Origin of the sequence: Streptomyces sp. NPDC056734, from assembly GCF_042790455.1 — a bacterium.
GTDB lineage: Bacteria > Actinomycetota > Actinomycetes > Streptomycetales > Streptomycetaceae > Streptomyces.
Genome location: NZ_JBHTZD010000009.1, coordinates 77,796 through 94,232, shown reverse-complemented (window position 1 = coordinate 94,232; position 16,437 = coordinate 77,796). Strand labels below are relative to the sequence as shown.

General features: G+C 70.6%; 14 protein-coding genes and 1 pseudogene. 10 read left to right on the top strand and 5 right to left on the bottom strand.

What is annotated here, in order from left to right; all coding sequences use genetic code 11:
• Window positions 1-173: 173 nt before the first annotated feature.
• The 3 genes and pseudogenes from ACFRFC_RS15685 to ACFRFC_RS15675 all read right to left on the bottom strand — a co-directional run bounded on the left by ACFRFC_RS15685 (window position 174) and on the right by ACFRFC_RS15675 (window position 3,459).
• On the bottom strand, window positions 174-1,325 hold the full coding sequence (locus ACFRFC_RS15685) for a serine hydrolase domain-containing protein (protein WP_382689976.1): 1,152 nt from the start codon (window positions 1,323-1,325) through the stop codon (window positions 174-176).
• A 167-nt stretch (window positions 1,326-1,492) separates the two neighbouring features.
• Window positions 1,493-2,179, bottom strand: a complete 687-nt coding sequence (locus tag ACFRFC_RS15680) for a glycerophosphodiester phosphodiesterase (protein WP_382689978.1) — start codon at window positions 2,177-2,179, stop codon at window positions 1,493-1,495.
• A 45-nt stretch (window positions 2,180-2,224) separates the two neighbouring features.
• Window positions 2,225-3,459: pseudogene (locus ACFRFC_RS15675) on the bottom strand (adenosine deaminase).
• Between the two features lie 76 nt (window positions 3,460-3,535).
• On the opposite strand from ACFRFC_RS15675, the gene ACFRFC_RS15670 reads away from it, so the two are divergent.
• Complete coding sequence (locus ACFRFC_RS15670; RefSeq protein ID WP_382689980.1) at window positions 3,536-4,321, top strand: DUF4190 domain-containing protein; 786 nt, start codon at window positions 3,536-3,538, stop codon at window positions 4,319-4,321.
• A gap of 92 nt (window positions 4,322-4,413) precedes the next feature.
• Window positions 4,414-4,860 carry a DUF4190 domain-containing protein gene (locus ACFRFC_RS15665; protein WP_382689982.1) on the top strand — a complete coding sequence of 149 codons (447 nt, stop codon included), beginning with the start codon at window positions 4,414-4,416 and terminating at the stop codon, window positions 4,858-4,860.
• Between the two features lie 159 nt (window positions 4,861-5,019).
• Here ACFRFC_RS15665 and ACFRFC_RS15660 read toward each other — a convergent pair whose 3' ends face one another.
• Complete coding sequence (locus tag ACFRFC_RS15660; RefSeq protein WP_382689984.1) at window positions 5,020-5,601, bottom strand: NADAR family protein; 582 nt, start codon at window positions 5,599-5,601, stop codon at window positions 5,020-5,022.
• Window positions 5,602-5,812: 211 nt separating this feature from the next.
• Here ACFRFC_RS15660 and ACFRFC_RS15655 point away from each other — a divergent pair, with 211 nt between their 5' ends.
• The 8 genes from ACFRFC_RS15655 (at window position 5,813) to ACFRFC_RS15620 (ending at window position 15,787) form a co-directional block, all read left to right on the top strand.
• The gene (locus ACFRFC_RS15655; RefSeq protein WP_382689986.1) at window positions 5,813-7,348 is read left to right on the top strand and encodes a gamma-aminobutyraldehyde dehydrogenase; all 1,536 of its coding nucleotides are present in this window, start codon (window positions 5,813-5,815) and stop codon (window positions 7,346-7,348) included.
• Window positions 7,349-7,402: 54 nt separating this feature from the next.
• Window positions 7,403-8,647 (top strand): PotD/PotF family extracellular solute-binding protein, encoded by a 1,245-nt coding sequence (locus ACFRFC_RS15650; protein WP_382689988.1) that lies wholly within the window; start codon window positions 7,403-7,405, stop codon window positions 8,645-8,647.
• On the top strand, window positions 8,644-9,804 hold the full coding sequence (locus ACFRFC_RS15645; RefSeq protein WP_382689990.1) for an ABC transporter ATP-binding protein: 1,161 nt from the start codon (window positions 8,644-8,646) through the stop codon (window positions 9,802-9,804). Before ACFRFC_RS15650 ends, ACFRFC_RS15645 begins: the two co-directional genes overlap by 4 nt.
• Window positions 9,804-10,733, top strand: coding sequence for an ABC transporter permease (locus ACFRFC_RS15640; RefSeq protein ID WP_382689992.1), 930 nt, complete (start codon window positions 9,804-9,806; stop codon window positions 10,731-10,733). The genes ACFRFC_RS15645 and ACFRFC_RS15640 overlap by 1 nt, the downstream gene beginning before the upstream one ends.
• On the top strand, window positions 10,734-11,540 hold the full coding sequence (locus ACFRFC_RS15635; RefSeq protein ID WP_382689994.1) for an ABC transporter permease: 807 nt from the start codon (window positions 10,734-10,736) through the stop codon (window positions 11,538-11,540).
• 62 nt (window positions 11,541-11,602) lie between these two features.
• The gene (locus ACFRFC_RS15630; protein WP_382689996.1) at window positions 11,603-13,030 is read left to right on the top strand and encodes an NAD(P)/FAD-dependent oxidoreductase; all 1,428 of its coding nucleotides are present in this window, start codon (window positions 11,603-11,605) and stop codon (window positions 13,028-13,030) included.
• 131 nt (window positions 13,031-13,161) lie between these two features.
• Complete coding sequence (locus ACFRFC_RS15625) at window positions 13,162-13,626, top strand: hypothetical protein (protein WP_382689998.1); 465 nt, start codon at window positions 13,162-13,164, stop codon at window positions 13,624-13,626.
• A gap of 328 nt (window positions 13,627-13,954) precedes the next feature.
• Window positions 13,955-15,787, top strand: a complete 1,833-nt coding sequence (locus tag ACFRFC_RS15620) for a chitinase (RefSeq protein WP_382690000.1) — start codon at window positions 13,955-13,957, stop codon at window positions 15,785-15,787.
• Window positions 15,788-15,849: 62 nt separating this feature from the next.
• On the opposite strand, the gene ACFRFC_RS15615 is transcribed toward ACFRFC_RS15620, so the two are convergent.
• Complete coding sequence (locus ACFRFC_RS15615) at window positions 15,850-16,431, bottom strand: HD family hydrolase (RefSeq protein ID WP_382690002.1); 582 nt, start codon at window positions 16,429-16,431, stop codon at window positions 15,850-15,852.
• Window positions 16,432-16,437 lie beyond the last annotated feature (6 nt).

Below are 16,437 nucleotides of genomic sequence, written 5' to 3'. Positions count from 1 at the left end.
GGCGCGCGTTCACCCCGTCCACCCCGGCCTCACCCAGTCCGCCTCCCCCGCCGCACACCCTGCCCCCACGAGCGCAGAGCCGCCCAACCGAAGCGCCCCGTACGCCACCCGCCGGAAGGTCGAGCGCCTGGAGTCACCAGCCGCCCCGCCCGCCCCGGCTCACCCGCCGGCGGTCACGGCCTGAGTGCCGGGACGGCGAAGCGCAGGGTCTCGGTCTGCTGGCCGTCGCCCTTGGCGTCGGTGGAGTTGACCGCGATGACGACCGTCCGCCGCAGGTCCGCGGTAGCGGCGACGGCCGTCACGTACCCGGGCCGGGAACCCGACTTGCCCCAGAACTCCACCCCGTCGAGCGTCAACCGCTGAACGCCCATGCCGTAGCTCGCCCCGGCGAGGTCCGGCACGGTGAACATCTCGGGGAGCAGCGCGGGCGGTACGGCCTTCCCGCCGAACACCCCCTTGAGCAGCCGCTCCAGATCGGCGGCGGTGGAGATCAGATCCCCGGCGGCCCAGCGGTCCGCCATGTTCCACTCGGTGACATCGGTCAGCGTCCCGTCGATCCAGTCGTAGCCCAGATTGTGCGGCCCCTGGATCGTGGGGTCCGCCCCGGAGGGGAAGGAGCTGTGCCGCATGCCGAGCGGCGTGAGGACCCGGACCTGGGCCTGATGGGCGTACGTGTCGCCGGTCACCTGCTCGATCAGCAGCCCGAGCACGGTGTAGTGGATGTTGCTGTACTGCTGTGTCTCGCCGGGCGCGGAGCCGGGCCCGGCCGCGACCGAGGAGGCGACCACCTCCTGCGGGGTCACCGTCTCGAACCGGTGCGGATAGCTCGCCTCCACCGAGTCGCCGGGCTGCGCGGCACCCGGCTGGAGCCCGCTGGTGTAGTTCAGCAACTGCCGTACGGTGATCGGCTCGAAGTCGTCGGACAGCAGCCCCGGCAGATACTGCTGGACCGTGCCGTCGAGACCGATCCGGCCCTCGGCGACGAGCTGCAGCGTGATCGCCGCCGTCACCATCTTGGTCACCGAGCCCGCCCGGAAGCGCCCGTTCTCCAGCGCCGGGGCCTGGGTCCCGACGTCCCGCACCCCGCTCGTCCCGGTCCAGGCACAGGTGCCGCCCACCCGCACGGTGGCGGCGGTCGCGGACGCGTCCGGCAGCGTGGCGAGGGCGGCGGTGAGCGCCGCGACATCCGGCCCGCTCGGCGCGACGGCACACACCGGGACCGGCCGGGCGGCCCCCGCGAACGCCGGACCGGCGGCGGGGCCCGCCGCCACGGCGAGGGCGAGGGTCGCGGCGGTGACGGCGAGGACGGACCTACGACGGGGCATCTGCGGCTCCTGACGAGTCGTTCGAGGGGAACGGCTCATCCTGTGGCCGCGGGGGACACCCCGGGATCGTCGGCGAGTAGGGCACCCGGCCCTGAGGTGTCCCTGATCAACTGACCCGATATTCAAGGGGGTTGTGGGGATGCTCCCCTAGGGATGGGGATGTTCCCCTAGGGAGCCGAGCGCACCCGGCACAGGACATCCACCCGGTTCGTGGTGATCGAGTCCACCCCCATGTCGATCAGCCTGCGCATCGAGCGGCCGGTGTCAGGGGTCCAGCAGGAGACCAGGAGGCCGTCCCGGTGGACGGCGGACACCAGGTCCCGGTCCAGCAGGGTGAAGCGGAAGTTGAGCCAGCGCGGCCTGATCGCGGCCAGCAGGGCCGCCCTCGGCGGTGCCAGGGTCGACCGGGTCAGCGCGATCTCCGCCGCCGGGTCGGCCCCGCGCACCGCCAGCATCGCCTGGGCGTCCGCCGTGTAGTACACCCGCTCCCCGGCACCGCGCTCGCGGATCACGTCCACGATCCGGCGGGCCGCGCGGACGTCCGGCAGCCCGGGCAGGTCCAGCATCAGCCGGGCCTCACCGGTCGCCGTCAGCGCCTCGGCCAGTGTCGGCACCCCGCCCCCGGTCAGCTCCCGCACCTCGTCCGCCGACAGCGCCGACAGCGGCCGGTCGTGCTCCCACAGCCGTTTGAGCGTCGCGTCGTGGAGCACGACGGGCACGCCGTCGCGGGTCAGGCGTACGTCGATCTCCACGGCGTCCGCACCCCGGGTGAGCGCGGAACGCAGCGAGTCGAGGGTGTTCTCGCGGAAGCGGTAGGGGTCTCCGCGGTGGGCCACGGCGGTCACGTTCTCCATGGCCCCATTGTGGCGGCCCCGCCGTACCGCTCGGGGGCGCTCAGCTCAGGGCGCGAGCCACATCGTCGTGTACGTGTCGATCTCGGCCGTGATCCGCTCCTTGCCCGCCCGGTCCAGGAACGACGCCTCGACCGCGTTCTTCGCCAGGCCGGCGATACCGCGCTCGTCCAGGTCCAGCAGACGCGCGGCGATCGCGTACTCGTTGTCCAGGTCGGTGCCGAACATCGGCGGGTCGTCCGAGTTGATGGTGACCAGGACCCCGGCGCGGACGAACTCCTTGATGGGATGCTCGTCCAGCGTGGTCACCGCGCGCGTGGCGATGTTGGAGGTCGGGCACACCTCCAGCGGGATCCGGTGCTCGGCGAGATGCGCCAGCAGCTTCTCGTCCCGCGCGGAACTGGTGCCGTGGCCGATGCGCTCGGCCCGCAGATACGTCAGCGCGTCCCACACCGTCTGCGGGCCGGTCGTCTCGCCCGCGTGCGGCACCGAGCGCAGCCCGGCGGCGATGGCACGGTCGAAGTACGGCTTGAACTGCGGGCGCGGCACGCCGATCTCCGGGCCGCCGAGCCCGAAGGACACCAGGCCCTCGGGGCGCAGCCGGTCGTCCGTGGCCAGCCGGACCGTTTCCTCGGCGGCCTCCAGACCGGCCTCGCCGGGAATGTCGAAGCACCAGCGCAGCACCGTCCCGAACTCCGCCTCGGCCGCCTTGCGGGCGTCCTCGATGGCGTCCATGAACGCCCGCTCGTCGATCCCGCGCCGCGTGGACGAGTACGGCGTCACGGTCAGCTCCGCGTACCGCACCTGCTGCCGGGCCAGCTCCCGGGCCACCTCGAAGGTCAGCAGCCGGACGTCCTCCGGCGTGCGGATCAGATCCACGACCGACAGATACACCTCGATGAAGTGCGCGAAGTCCGTGAAGCTGAAGTAGTCGGCCAGCGCTTCGAGGTCGGTGGGGACCGTGGAGTCGGGGTGACGGGCGGCCAGTTCGGACACGATCCGCGGGGAGGCGGAGCCGACGTGGTGCACATGCAGTTCGGCCTTGGGCAGTCCCGCGATGAAGGCGTGCGGGTCGCGCCCGTCACGGGCGCCGGAAACGGACTGCTGCACGGAGTGATGCGCGGACTGCTGCGCGGAGCGCTGCTCGGTCAAGGGGACCTCCCCGGAAAGGGCGCCGGACGCCCTGGCGGGGCGCGGCGCGGGCGATCGGCTGATCAGGTTGCAGGGACATCGTAGGACGGAACCGTCCGGCCCCTTCGTGCCGTCGTTCCCGGCGGAGCCATCACGTCCCGGGACCGGCGGCGGCGCCGTCGGATCAAGGCCGTAGCATGGCGGGACGATCGACCAGGGGGGCACGACATGACGGACCCGATAAAGCCGGATGGGACGAACGGGGGCGGTTACGACCCCTGGGCACCGCCCGAGAGCAGGCCGCCCGCCGCCCCGGACGGCCCCTCCGGCGGCCCCGCGAGCGGCCCCGCCACCCCCGGCCCGCCGCCGTCCGGTCCGTCCGGCCCGCCCTCCGTGCACGACCAGGCGACCGTCACCTCGATGCCGTCCACCGGCTACCCGCCACCCGGCGGCCCCACGCCGTTCGACACCGGCGGCCACACCCCCTATGACACCGGCGGCCCCACGCCGTACGGCACGGGCGGTCCCTCGCCGTACGACACCGCGGGCCACTCCCCGTACGACACCACCGGCGCCGTACCGCCCCCGCCCACCGCGCCCGGCGGCCCGCAGCCCGGCGGCTACGGCTACCCCGGCTACCCGCAGGGCTACGGCTGGACCGGCGCCCCGATGGCACCGCAGAACGGCATGGGCACCGCCGCGATGGTGCTCGGCATCCTGGCCTGCTGTCTGTTCTGTCTGTACGGCGTGGTCTCGATCGTCCTCGGCGTCCTCGCCATCGTCTTCGGCATCAAGGGCAAGAAGCGCGCCGAGCAGGGCCTCGCCGCCAACCACGGTCAGGCGCAGGCCGGTCTGATCACCGGCATCATCGGTCTGATCCTGGGCATCGCGACGGTCGTCCTCATGGTGATCGGCTTCACCGCCGCCTTCAACGAGATCGAAGAGGACCCGTACTACGACGACCCGTACTACGGCGCCCACAGCGCGCCGCTGGATGTCACACGGGCCGCCTGAGTCCCCCCGGGCGGCGGTGACCGCCATCCGTCTCCCGGCCGGTCGGCGAGGCCACTACGATGCCTTGTCGGTCAACGAGGGGAGACAACTCCATGTCCGGTGCCAATCCCGGTGGGTTCGGACCGCCAGAGCCTCCGCAGCAGCCGCCCGGCGGCTACGGACACCCGCAGGGCACCCCGGGGTACGGCTACCCCAACCCGGCCTATCCGCCCGCCCCGCCCGTGGCCTACCCGGGCGCCTACCCGCAGGCACCCGGCTATGTGATGCCGATGCAGCCGAGCAACGGCATGGGCACCACCGGTCTGGTGCTCGGCATCATCGGCGCGGTGTGCAGCCTGACCTTCTTCATGTGGTTCCTGGGGGTCATCCTCGGCATCCTCGCGATCATCTTCGGCGCCATCGGGCGCGGCAAGGCGAACCGGGGCGAGGCCACCAACAAGGGCGCCGCGACCGCCGGTCTGGTCTGCGGCATCGTGGCCACCGTGGTGCTGCCGGTGCTGGGCTTCCTGGTCTTCGCGAGCTTCATGAGCGTGGTCTGAGCGAGCCTGGTCGGGGAGCGAGCCCGGTCGGGGAGCGAGCCTGGTCTGAGCGAGCGTGGTCCGGGCGAGCCTCGTCCGGGCCAGCCCGGTCCGAGCCAGCGTGGTCCGAGCGATCACGTGCGCTTCATGAGCGCGGTCCGAACCGGCGGGCGCGTCCGCTCACGCGCCCGCCGCCAGCCGCCCCCGCGCCGCCATCAGCGCGAACCCCAGCAGATTCAGCCCCCGCCAGCGCTCGGGATCCGCCGCGGCCGGATCGTCGGCGGCGAGTCCGATGCCCCACACCCGGTCCACCGGACTGGCCTCCACCAGCACGCGGTCCCCCGTGGACAGCAGAAACGCCCCCAGCGCCGGGTCCGCGGCGAATTTATGGACGCTGCCCTCGGTCACGATCCGCAGCCGCTCGCGCTGCCACACCGTCTCGTCGAAGCCGCGCACCAGCCGCCCCGCCTTCTTCGCCTCGGCCGGATGCCCGGCCGCCAGCACCCGCCGCTCCGCCTCCGCGTCACCGAACAGCCGGGCCTTGGCGGCCATCATCCAGTGCTCGGCCGTCGCGTACCGCACCGATCCCACCTCGAAGGGTGACGGCCACCACTGGCTGAGACAGCTCGCGCCGAGCCGCCCCGACGGCAGCGGGCGATGCCCCCAGAAGGTCAGATACCGGACGCGGGACCCCGCCCGGACCGCCCTGACCAGGGCGTCCAGCGAGGTCGGCGAGTCGGGGGTGTCTGTGATCCGTGCCATACACGCGAGTCTGGCAGGCACCACTGACAGTCCGTCCTTCCTTTTCCTGGCGCACTCGACACCTGGTCGACAGATTCCGTTGCGTAACCAAAAGGCAACAACGGAATCACTTGTTGGCCTTACGTCACTCTGTCAGGATCGGCACTCAAATCGAGCTGGAGCTACGCCACCCGCCTCGCAGCGAAGCGGGGCGAAGGCGGAGGAGAGCGACATGCACAACCCGGGCAAGACCACCCCGGACCGATTCCCCGCCCAGGAGCGCTTCGCGGAGGGTGCCCAGTACATCGCGGGCCGCCTCGCGAAGGGCACGTCCGGCCGCTCCTTCGCGGTCGTCGACCCCGCCACCGGGGAGGAGGTCTACCGCTACGACCTGGCCGGTCCCGACGACGTGGACGCGGCCGTCGCCGCGGCCAGGGCCGCCTTCCCCGGCTGGGCGGGGGCGACCCCGGGCGAGCGCTCGGACGCGCTGCACCGCTTCGCCGCCGTCCTCGCCGACCGCGCCGACGACATCGCCCGCGCGGAGTCCCTCCAGTGCGGCAAGCCGCTGAAGCTGACCCGCGAGTTCGACGTACCGGGCACCATCGACAACGCCGCGTTCTTCGCGGGCGCCGCCCGGCACCTCCAGGGCCAGTCGGCCGGTGAGTACTCCGGCGATCACACCTCGTACGTGCGCCGTGAGCCGATCGGGGTGGTCGGGTCCATCGCGCCCTGGAACTACCCGCTCCAGATGGCCGCCTGGAAGATCCTCCCGGCCATCGCCGCCGGCAACACCATCGTGCTGAAGCCCGCCGAGCTGACCCCGCTGACCTCGCTGCTGTTCGCGCAGGCCGCGACCGCCGCCGGGATCCCGGACGGCGTGATCAACATTGTCACCGGCACCGGCAAGGAGGCCGGTGAGCACCTGGTCGGCCACCCGGACGTCGCCATGACCTCCTTCACCGGCTCCACCGCGGTCGGCAAGCGGGTCGCCGAGGTCGCCACCGCCACCGTCAAGCGGATCCACCTGGAGCTGGGCGGCAAGGCGCCCTTCCTGGTGTTCGACGACGCCGACCTGGAGGCCGCCGCCAACGGCGCCGTCGCGGGCTCGCTGATCAACACCGGCCAGGACTGCACGGCCGCCACCCGCGCCTATGTCCAGCGCCCGCTGTACGAGGCGTTCGTCGCCCGCACCGCCGAGCTGATGGCGTCCGTGCGGGTCGGCGACCCGTTCGCCGCCGGGACCGACCTGGGCCCGCTGATCTCGCACGTCCAGCGCGACCGGGTGGCCGGATTCGTCGACCGGGCCCGCGGCTACGCCCGGGTCGTCACGGGCGGTGAAGCTCCCCTGGGCGATCTGGAGCGCGGCGCGTACTATCGCCCCACGCTCGTCGCCGACGCGCCCCAGGACAGCGAGATCGTCCAGTCCGAGATCTTCGGGCCGGTCCTCGTCGTCCTTCCGTTCGACGGCGACGAGGAGGGGATCCGGCTCGCCAACGACACCCCGTACGGGCTCGCCGCCTCCGCCTGGAGCCGCGATGTGTTCCGCGCCAACCGCGCCACCCGGGAGATCAAGGCGGGCTGTGTGTGGATCAACGACCACATCCCGATCATCAGCGAGATGCCGCACGGCGGCTACAAGGCGTCCGGCTTCGGCAAGGACATGTCCGCCTACTCCTTCGAGGAGTACACCCAGATCAAGCACGTGATGTTCGACAACACCGCGGTGGCCCGCAAGGACTGGCACCGCACGATCTTCGGGGACCGATAGCCGAACCGGCCGCGACCACGGCCTTCCGACCCTCCCGAAAGGGCAGATACGCGCATGGAGCAGTTCGAGCCCGACCGCCTCTCACCGGCCCAGGTGGCCGCCATGCGGCGCAGCCTCCGGGGCGGCCGGGCCGCCCTCAGCCGCCGTTCCCTGCTGCGCGCCTCCACCGGCGGCGCGCTGGCGCTCGGCGGCCTCGCGGCGCTGAGCGGTTGCGGTATCCCCCCGGCGGCCAAGTCCGCCGGGGTGTCGTCCGAGGACCATTCGGCCGAGGAGAAGACCGTCAACTTCTCGAACTGGACCGAGTACATGGACGTGGACGAGAGCGGCACGGGGCGCCCCACGCTCGACGCCTTCAAGAAGCGGACCGGGATCTCGGTCAAGTACACCGAGGACGTCAACGACAACGTCGAGTTCTTCGGGAAGATCCAGCCGCAGCTCGCGGCCGGCCAGGACACCGGCCGCGACCTGATCTGTGTGACCGACTGGCTGGCCGCCCGGCTGATCCGGTTCGGCTGGGTGCAGAAACTGGACGCGTCCAATCTGCCCCACGCGTACAGCAACCTGTCCGCCCAGTTCCGTAACCCGGACTGGGACCCGGGGCGCGCGTACTCCTATGTCTGGCAGGGCATCTCGACGGTCATCGCGTTCAACAAGAAGGCGCTGGACGGCGTGGAGGTCACCTCCATCTCCGATCTGCTGGACAAGCCGCAGCTGGCGGGCCGGGTGGGCTTCCTCTCCGAGATGCGCGACAGCATGGGGCTCACCCTGCTCGACATGGGCAAGGACCCCGGCAAGTTCACCGACGACGACTTCGACGCGGCGATCGCCCGGGTCCAGAAGGCCGTCGACAAGGGCCAGATCCGCCGCTTCACCGGCAACGACTACACCTCCGACCTGTCCAAGGGCGACCTCGCCGCCTGTGTCGCCTGGGCCGGGGACGTCGTACAGCTCAAGGCCGACAACCCGGACGTGGACTTCGTGATCCCGGACAGCGGATACATGACGTCGACGGACAATCTGCTGGTGCCCAACAAGGCCCGCCACAAGACCAACGCCGAACGGCTCATCGACTACTACTACGAGCCGGGCCCGGCCGCCCAGGTCGCCGCGTACATCAACTTCGTGTGCCCGGTCGACGGGGTGAAGGCCGAACTCGCCAAGATCGACGAGGACGCGGCGAACAACCCGCTGATCATCCCCGACGCGGAGATGGCGGCGAAATCCCGGGCCTTCCGTTCGCTCAGTTCGGACGAAGAGACGGCCTACGAAGAGAAGTTCGCGAAGCTCACAGGGGCGTGACGACGATGACGACGACAGACAGCAGCGGCGACGTCCGCCTCACCGGGATCAGCAAGACCTACGGCTCCTTCACCGCCGTGCACCCGCTGGATCTCACGGTCCCGCAGGGCTCCTTCTTCGCCCTGCTCGGCGCGTCCGGCTGCGGCAAGACCACCACCCTCAGGATGATCGCGGGCCTGGAGGAGCCGAGCGGCGGCACCGTCCGCCTCGGCGACCAGGACGTGACCCACCTGCCGCCCTACAAGCGCCCGGTGAACACGGTCTTCCAGTCCTACGCCCTCTTCCCGCACCTCGACATCTTCGAGAACGTCGCCTTCGGGCTGCGCCGCCGGGGCATCAAGAGCGTGAAGAAGCAGGTCGGGGACATGCTCGACCTGGTCCAGCTCGGCGAGCAGGCCCGCAAGAAGCCGCACCAGCTCTCCGGCGGCCAGCAGCAGCGCGTGGCCGTCGCCCGCGCGCTGATCAACCACCCCAAGGTGCTGCTCCTGGACGAGCCGCTGGGCGCCCTGGACCTCAAGCTGCGCCGCCAGATGCAGCTGGAGCTGAAGCGCATCCAGACCGAGGTCGGCATCACCTTCGTGCATGTCACGCACGACCAGGAGGAGGCCATGACCATGGCCGACACGGTCGCCGTGATGAACGCGGGCCGCGTCGAGCAGCTCGGCGCCCCCGCCGACCTCTACGAGAACCCGGGCACCACGTTCGTCGCCAACTTCCTCGGCACTTCCAACCTCATCGAGGCCGAGGTCGACACCCGCTCCGGCGACGAGATCGTCCTCAAGGCGGGCGGCGGCAAGCTCAGCCTGCCGAGCGCCCGATGTTCGGCGCCGGCCGCGCCCGGCGGCAAGGTGCTGCTCGGTGTGCGCCCCGAGAAGATCTCCCTCACCCACGCCGACGCCGCGGGCGAGATCCCGGCCGGCCGCAACCGCCTCACCGGCACCATCACCGACGCCAGCTTCATCGGCGTCTCCACCCAGTACGTGGTGGACAGCCCCGGCTGCCCCGGCCTCGCCGTCTACGCGCAGAACGTCGACCGGGACGCCCGGCTGGTCCCCGGCACCGCCGTCGTCCTGCACTGGAACCCGGCGCACACCTTCGGCCTCGATGCCACGCAGGACATCGACGCGGGCGTGGAGAAGGTCGAGGAAGAGGTCTGATGGCGACCACCCTCGCCGAGGCGCCCGCGCCACCGGCGCCCGAGATCCCGGCGAAGCCGCCGCGCAAGCGGGGCCGCTGGACGCCGTACCTCCTGCTGCTGCCCGGACTGCTCTGGCTGGTCGTCTTCTTCGCCCTGCCGATGGTCTATCAGGCGTCCACCTCGGTGCAGACCGGCTCCCTGGAGGACGGCTACCAGGTCACCTGGCACTTCGCGACCTACTGGGACGCCGTCTCCGAGTACTGGCCGCAGTTCCTGCGCTCGGTGCTGTACGCCGGGTCCGCGACGATCCTGTGTCTGCTGCTGGGCTATCCGCTGGCGTATCTGATCGCCTTCAAGGCGGGCCGCTGGCGGAACGTGATCCTGATCCTGGTGATCGCGCCCTTCTTCACCAGCTTCCTGATCCGCACCCTGGCCTGGAAGACCATCCTCGCCGACAGCGGACCGGTGGTCAGCACGCTGAACTCGCTGCACCTCCTGGACGTCACCAGCTGGCTCGGCATCACCGCCGGGGACCGGGTGCTGGCCACCCCGCTCGCGGTGGTGTGCGGTCTGACGTACAACTTCCTGCCGTTCATGATCCTGCCGCTGTACACCTCTCTTGAGCGGATCGACGGGCGGCTGCACGAGGCGGCGGGCGATCTGTACGCCCGGCCCTTCACCACCTTCCGCAAGGTGACCTTCCCGCTGTCGATGCCCGGCGTGATCGCCGGCACCCTGCTCACCTTCATCCCGGCGACCGGCGACTATGTCAACGCCGATCTGCTCGGCTCGACCGACACCCGGATGATCGGCAATGTCATCCAGACGCAATTCCTGCGGATCCTGGATTATCCGACGGCCGCCGCGCTGTCGTTCGTCCTGATGTTCGCGATCCTCATCATGGTGACGCTGTACATCCGTCGGTCCGGCACGGAGGAGCTGGTCTAAATGGCCTTCGTCAACTGGCTCAAGCGCCACTTCGTCGTCATCGCGGGACTGATCACCCTCGGATATCTGCTGCTGCCGAATGTGATCGTCACGGTCTTCTCCTTCAACAAACCGAAGGGCCGCTTCAATTACGAGTGGCAGGAATTCTCGCTGGACGCCTGGAAGGACCCGTGCGGGGTCGCCGACCTGTGCGGCTCGCTCTCGCTCAGCCTCCAGATCGCCTTCTGGGCCACCCTCGGCGCGACCCTGCTCGGCGCGATGATCGCCTTCGCGCTGGTGCGCTACCGGTTCCGGGCGCGCGGCGCGGTCAGCTCGCTGATCTTCCTGCCGATGGCGATGCCCGAGGTGGTCATGGCCGCCTCGCTGCTCACGCTCTTCCTCAACATGGGCATCCAGCTCGGCTTCTGGACCATTCTCATCGCCCACATCATGTTCTGCCTCAGCTTCGTGGTGACGGCGGTCAAGGCGCGTGTGATGTCGATGGACCCGAGGCTGGAACAGGCCGCGCAGGATTTGTACGCCGGTCCCTTCCAGACCTTCATCCGGGTGACCCTGCCGATCGCGGCCCCCGGTATCGCGGCGGGCGCGCTGCTCGCCTTCGCGCTCTCCTTCGATGATTTCATCATCACCAATTTCAACGCGGGCTCGACCGTCACCTTCCCCATGTTCGTCTGGGGCTCGGCCCAGCGCGGAACGCCCGTTCAGATCAATGTCATCGGCACGGCGATGTTCCTGATCGCCGTACTGTTGGTCATGACCTCGATGGTCATCAGCAATCGCAGAAACAGGCAGAAGGCAAAGGCATAAGGAAAAGGCGCGAGGCAAAGGCACCTGGCTTTTGCCGCACGCCCCTGTAGGGAGTTGAAATCATGGCCCCGAGCGCCATGAGCCGTGACAGCAACTGGACGTCCTCGCTCGCCGAGGCCCAGCCGGTCCCGTACTGGCTGGACGACCCCGGCCGGCCGGCCCCCGAACCCGCCCTCACCGGCGCGAAGACCTGCGATCTGCTGGTCGTCGGCGGCGGGTACAGCGGACTGTGGACCGCGCTGATCGCCAAGGAGCGCGACCCCGGGCGCGAGGTCGTCCTGGTCGAGGGGCGCGAGGTGGGCTGGGCCGCCTCGGGCCGCAACGGCGGCTTCTGCGCCGCCTCCCTCACCCACGGGCTGGCCAACGGGCTGAGCCGCTGGCCCGACGAGATCCGAAAGCTCCAGGAGCTGGGCGCCCGCAACCTCGACGAGATCGAGGCGGCGGTCGCCCGCTACGGGATCGACTGTGAGTTCGAACGCACGGGCGAGCTGGATGTCGCCACCGAGACCTACCAGGCGTGGGAACTGCGCGACTGGTACGAGGAACTGGAGCGCGAGGGCCTCGCCGACGGACTCGAACTCCTGGACGCCGACGCGGTCCGCGCCCAGGTCGACTCCCCGACCTTCCGGGCGGGCCTGTGGGACCGCCGGGGCGTCGCCATGCTCCACCCGGCCAAACTCGCCTGGGGCCTCAAGCGCGCCTGCGCCGAACTGGGCGTACGCGTCTACGAGCACACCCCCGCGCTCGACCTCAAGCCGCACGGCGCCGGGATGGCCGTACGCACCCCCTACGGCTCGATCCGCGCCCGCAAGGTCGCGCTCGGCACGAACATCTTCCCCAACCTGGTCAAGCGGGTCCGCGCCTACACCGTGCCGGTCTACGACTACGCCCTGATGACCGAGCCGCTCACCGCCGAGCAGCTCGGCGCGATCGGCTGGAAGAACCGGCAGGGCCTCGGCGACTCCGCCAACCAGTTCCACTACTTCCGGCTGTCCGCCGACAACCGGATCCTGTGGGGCGGCTACGACGCGGTCTATCCGTACGGCGGTCAGGTGCGCGCCGAGTACGACGACCGGCCGGAGACCTACGCCAAGCTCGCCGGGCACTTCTTCACCTGCTTCCCGCAGCTGGAGGGCGTCCGCTTCAGCCACGCGTGGGGCGGCGCGATCGACACCTGCTCGCGCTTCTCCGCGTTCTTCGGCACCGCCCACCAGGGCAAGGTGGCCTACGCGGCGGGCTACACCGGCCTCGGCGTGGGCGCGACCCGGTTCGGCGCCGACGTCATGCTCGACCTGCTGGCGGGGGAGCGGACCGAGCGCACGGAGCTGGAGATGGTCCGCAAGAAGCCGCTGCCGTTCCCGCCGGAGCCGTTCGCCTGGACCGGGATCGCGCTCACCAAGTGGTCGCTGGCCCGCGCGGACGAGCAGGGCGGGCGGCGCAATCTGTGGCTGCGGACGATGGACCGGGTGGGGCTGGGCTTCGACAGCTGAGCGCCGCCCGGCGGGGTCCATGTGATCCGCTTCACTCCAACGGTTCGTCAGAACCGGCGTAATGCCCGGCAGGGACCTCCCTCTCCCTCATGACGCGAGCGCGTCGTCTCGACGAGAGGGAGGTCTTTGTCATGACAGGTGCCAAGACGGCGGTCGAATGGCTGGCATCCGTCGCACCCGATCCCGACGCCTGCCGCTGGGAGTGGGAGCGCAACCCCCTGGGGGTCGCCCTGCTGCCGGCGGGCCGGGCCTGGGACGTACTGATCCTGCCGGGCGAGCTGGGGTATCCGACCCTGGACGTCGTCACCCGCATGCCGGCCCGGCCGGGCCCGGTGCTGGTCGACTTCGGCGACGCCCGGATGGGGTTCCTGGTGCCGCCGGGCACCGCCGGCCGCTGGGTCGGCAAGGGCATCCGCACGGTGGGCGCCGGGACCTGGATCGTCGTCCCGTACCCGGGCCGGTCCCTGGGCGGGGTGCGCTGGCTGGTCCCACCGGACGGCTCCGGCACCCTCACCGATCCGGCCCTGCTGGAACTCGCCATGCACGAGGCGGCGGCGGGCCTGGCCATGGACGGCGACCGGGACCGGGACGGCTGAGCGGGGGCCAGTCGAACGGGCGCCCGATGGGCCGGTCGGTATGAAGTGAGCTGAAGCAACAGCAGGTGCAGTGTGCAGTGAAGTGGAGCCCGGTTCCTTCGAACCGGGCTCTTTCGCGGTGCCGGTGCCGGTGCCGGTGCCGGTGCCGGTGACGGCGGGTCGGCGGGGCCGGGCGGCGTTCGGTGCGCCCGCGAGGTCTTGACAACGGAATTGGTCTGGACCAAATTGTGTGCGCGCCCCCGTTCCGTCATTTCCTCATCCCCTCCCCCCTCTTGGCTTCGCTCCACCCCTCCGCTCCACCCCTCCCATTCCCTGTACGGAGGCACTCGTGGAACGCACACCCCGCACCACCCACCACACCCGTCGCCCCAGACCCCTCTTCCGGCGCGGCCTGCTCGCCCTGCTCATCACCGCGGCCCTCGCCGCCGCCGGACTCACGTCCACCGCCTACGCGGTCGACGTGGACCTCGCCCGCAACGGCGGCTTCGAGTCCGGCCTCACCAACTGGACCTGCACCAACGCGACGAACGTCAGCACCCCGGTGCGCACCGGCACCTCCGCCCTGCGCGGCACCCCGGCAGGCAGCGACAACGCCCGCTGCTCGCAGAGCGTGAACGTGCAGCCCAACTCCCAGTACACCCTGACCGGCCAGGTCCAGGGCTCGTACGCCTATCTCGGCGCCAGCGGCACCGGCACCACCGATGTGTCGGCCTGGACGCCGAACGCGCCGAGCTGGCAGCAGCTCAGCACCACCTTCCGCACCGGCGCGACCACCACGCAGGTCACGATCTACACCCACGGCTGGTACGGCACCCCCGCCTACTACGCCGATGACATCACCCTGGTCGGCCCCGGGGTGGACCCCGGCCAGCCGCCCGCCGTGCCGACCGGGCTCAGGGCCGGCACGATCACGTCGTCCAGCGTCGCCCTGTCCTGGACCGCGGTGACCGGCGCGACCAGCTACGCGGTCTACCGTGACGGCGTCCGCGTCCAGACGCCCACCGGAACGTCGGCCACGATCAGCGGGCTCACGCCTTCCACCCCGTACTCCTTCCAGGTCACCGCGGTCAATGACGCGGGGGAGTCGGCCCGTTCGGCGGTCGTCACCGCCACCACCACCGCCGGGGGCGGCGGCAACCCGGGCCAGCTCCCGCCGCACGCCCTCGTCGGCTATCTGCACGCCAGCTTCGCCAACGGCTCCGGCTACACCCGGCTCGCCGACGTCCCCGACAGCTGGGATGTCATCGATCTCGCGTTCGGTGAGCCGACCTCGGTCACCTCCGGCGACATCCGGTTCGAGCGCTGCCCGGTGACGGAGTGCCCGAACGTGGAGAGCGACGCCGAGTTCAAGGCAGCGATCCAGGCCAAGCAGGCGGCCGGCAAGAAGGTGCTGATCTCCATCGGCGGCCAGAACGGCCAGGTGCAGCTCGCCACCACCGCCGCCCGGGACAAGTTCGTCGAGTCCGTCTCCCTGATCATCGACGAGTACGGTCTCGACGGCCTCGACATCGACTTCGAGGGCCACTCCCTGTCCCTCAACACCAACGACACCGACTTCAAGAACCCCACGACCCCGGTGATCGTCAACCTCATCTCCGCGGTGCAGACCCTCAAGGCCAAGTACGGCGAGGACTTCGTGCTGACCATGGCCCCGGAGACGTTCTTCGTGCAGCTCGGCTACCAGTTCTACGGCACCGGCCCGTGGGGCGGCCAGGACCCGAGGGCGGGCGCGTACCTGCCGGTCATCCACGCCCTGCGCGACGACATCAGCCTGCTGCACGTCCAGGACTACAACTCCGGCCCGATCATGGGCCTCGACAACCAGTACCACACCATGGGCGGCGCGGACTTCCACATCGCCATGACCGACATGCTGCTCACCGGCTTCCCCGTGGCGGGCAACCAGAACAACATCTTCCCGCCGCTGCGCCCCGACCAGATCGCGATCGGCATGCCCGCCTCGGTCAACGCGGGCAACGGCTACGTGGCTCCGGCCGAGGTCACCAAGACCCTGGACTGCCTCACCAAGAAGACCAACTGCGGCTCGTACACGACCCACGGCACCTGGCCGGATCTACGCGGCCTGATGACCTGGTCGATCAACTGGGACCGCTTCGCGAACTGGGAGTTCCAGCGGACCTTCGACAGCTACTTCCCCTGACCTGAACGCGGGCGCGGGTCCCCCTGTCGCCTTCGGGCGGTAGGGGGCTCTTCCTGCGCAGCTCAGGTGCGCTCACCCAGGGCGGCACGCAGCCAGTCCAGCGGCGCCTGGGCCAGCAACGCATCGGCGAGGCGCCGCCCGGACTCCGTGACGATCCGGGCCCGGCTGTTGTCCACCCACCGCTGGGCCGCCTCGTACCCCTGTGCCCGGTACTCCAGCCCCTGCACCATGCACTCCAGCCTGTCCGCGTCGCGCGCGCAGACGGCCTCGGGTGTCTCGCCCGCCTCGTACTCGGCGACCACGGCCCGGATCGCGCCGCGCAGCACCTCCGGCATGCCGGCCGTCTGGTCCGCCGTCACCGCCTCGGGATCACCCGGCGCCGCGTACTTCTTCCCCAGATGATTCACATCGCCCGTGCGCGTCTCCTGGGAGTCGTGCCACACCGCCAGGTGCGCGGCCCGAGCGGCGTCCGCGCCCTCCAGAGTCGCGATGACCGAGGCGATGACAGAGGTCCGCCAAGCGTGCTCGGCGACGCTCTCGGGGTCCCGGACCCCCGCCATCCACCACCCTGTCCGGCGTGCCGACTTCAAGGTGCCGGCCTCCCACAGGAAGTGGGCCACGTCCGCCAGATCCTGATCACCCACGGGTTC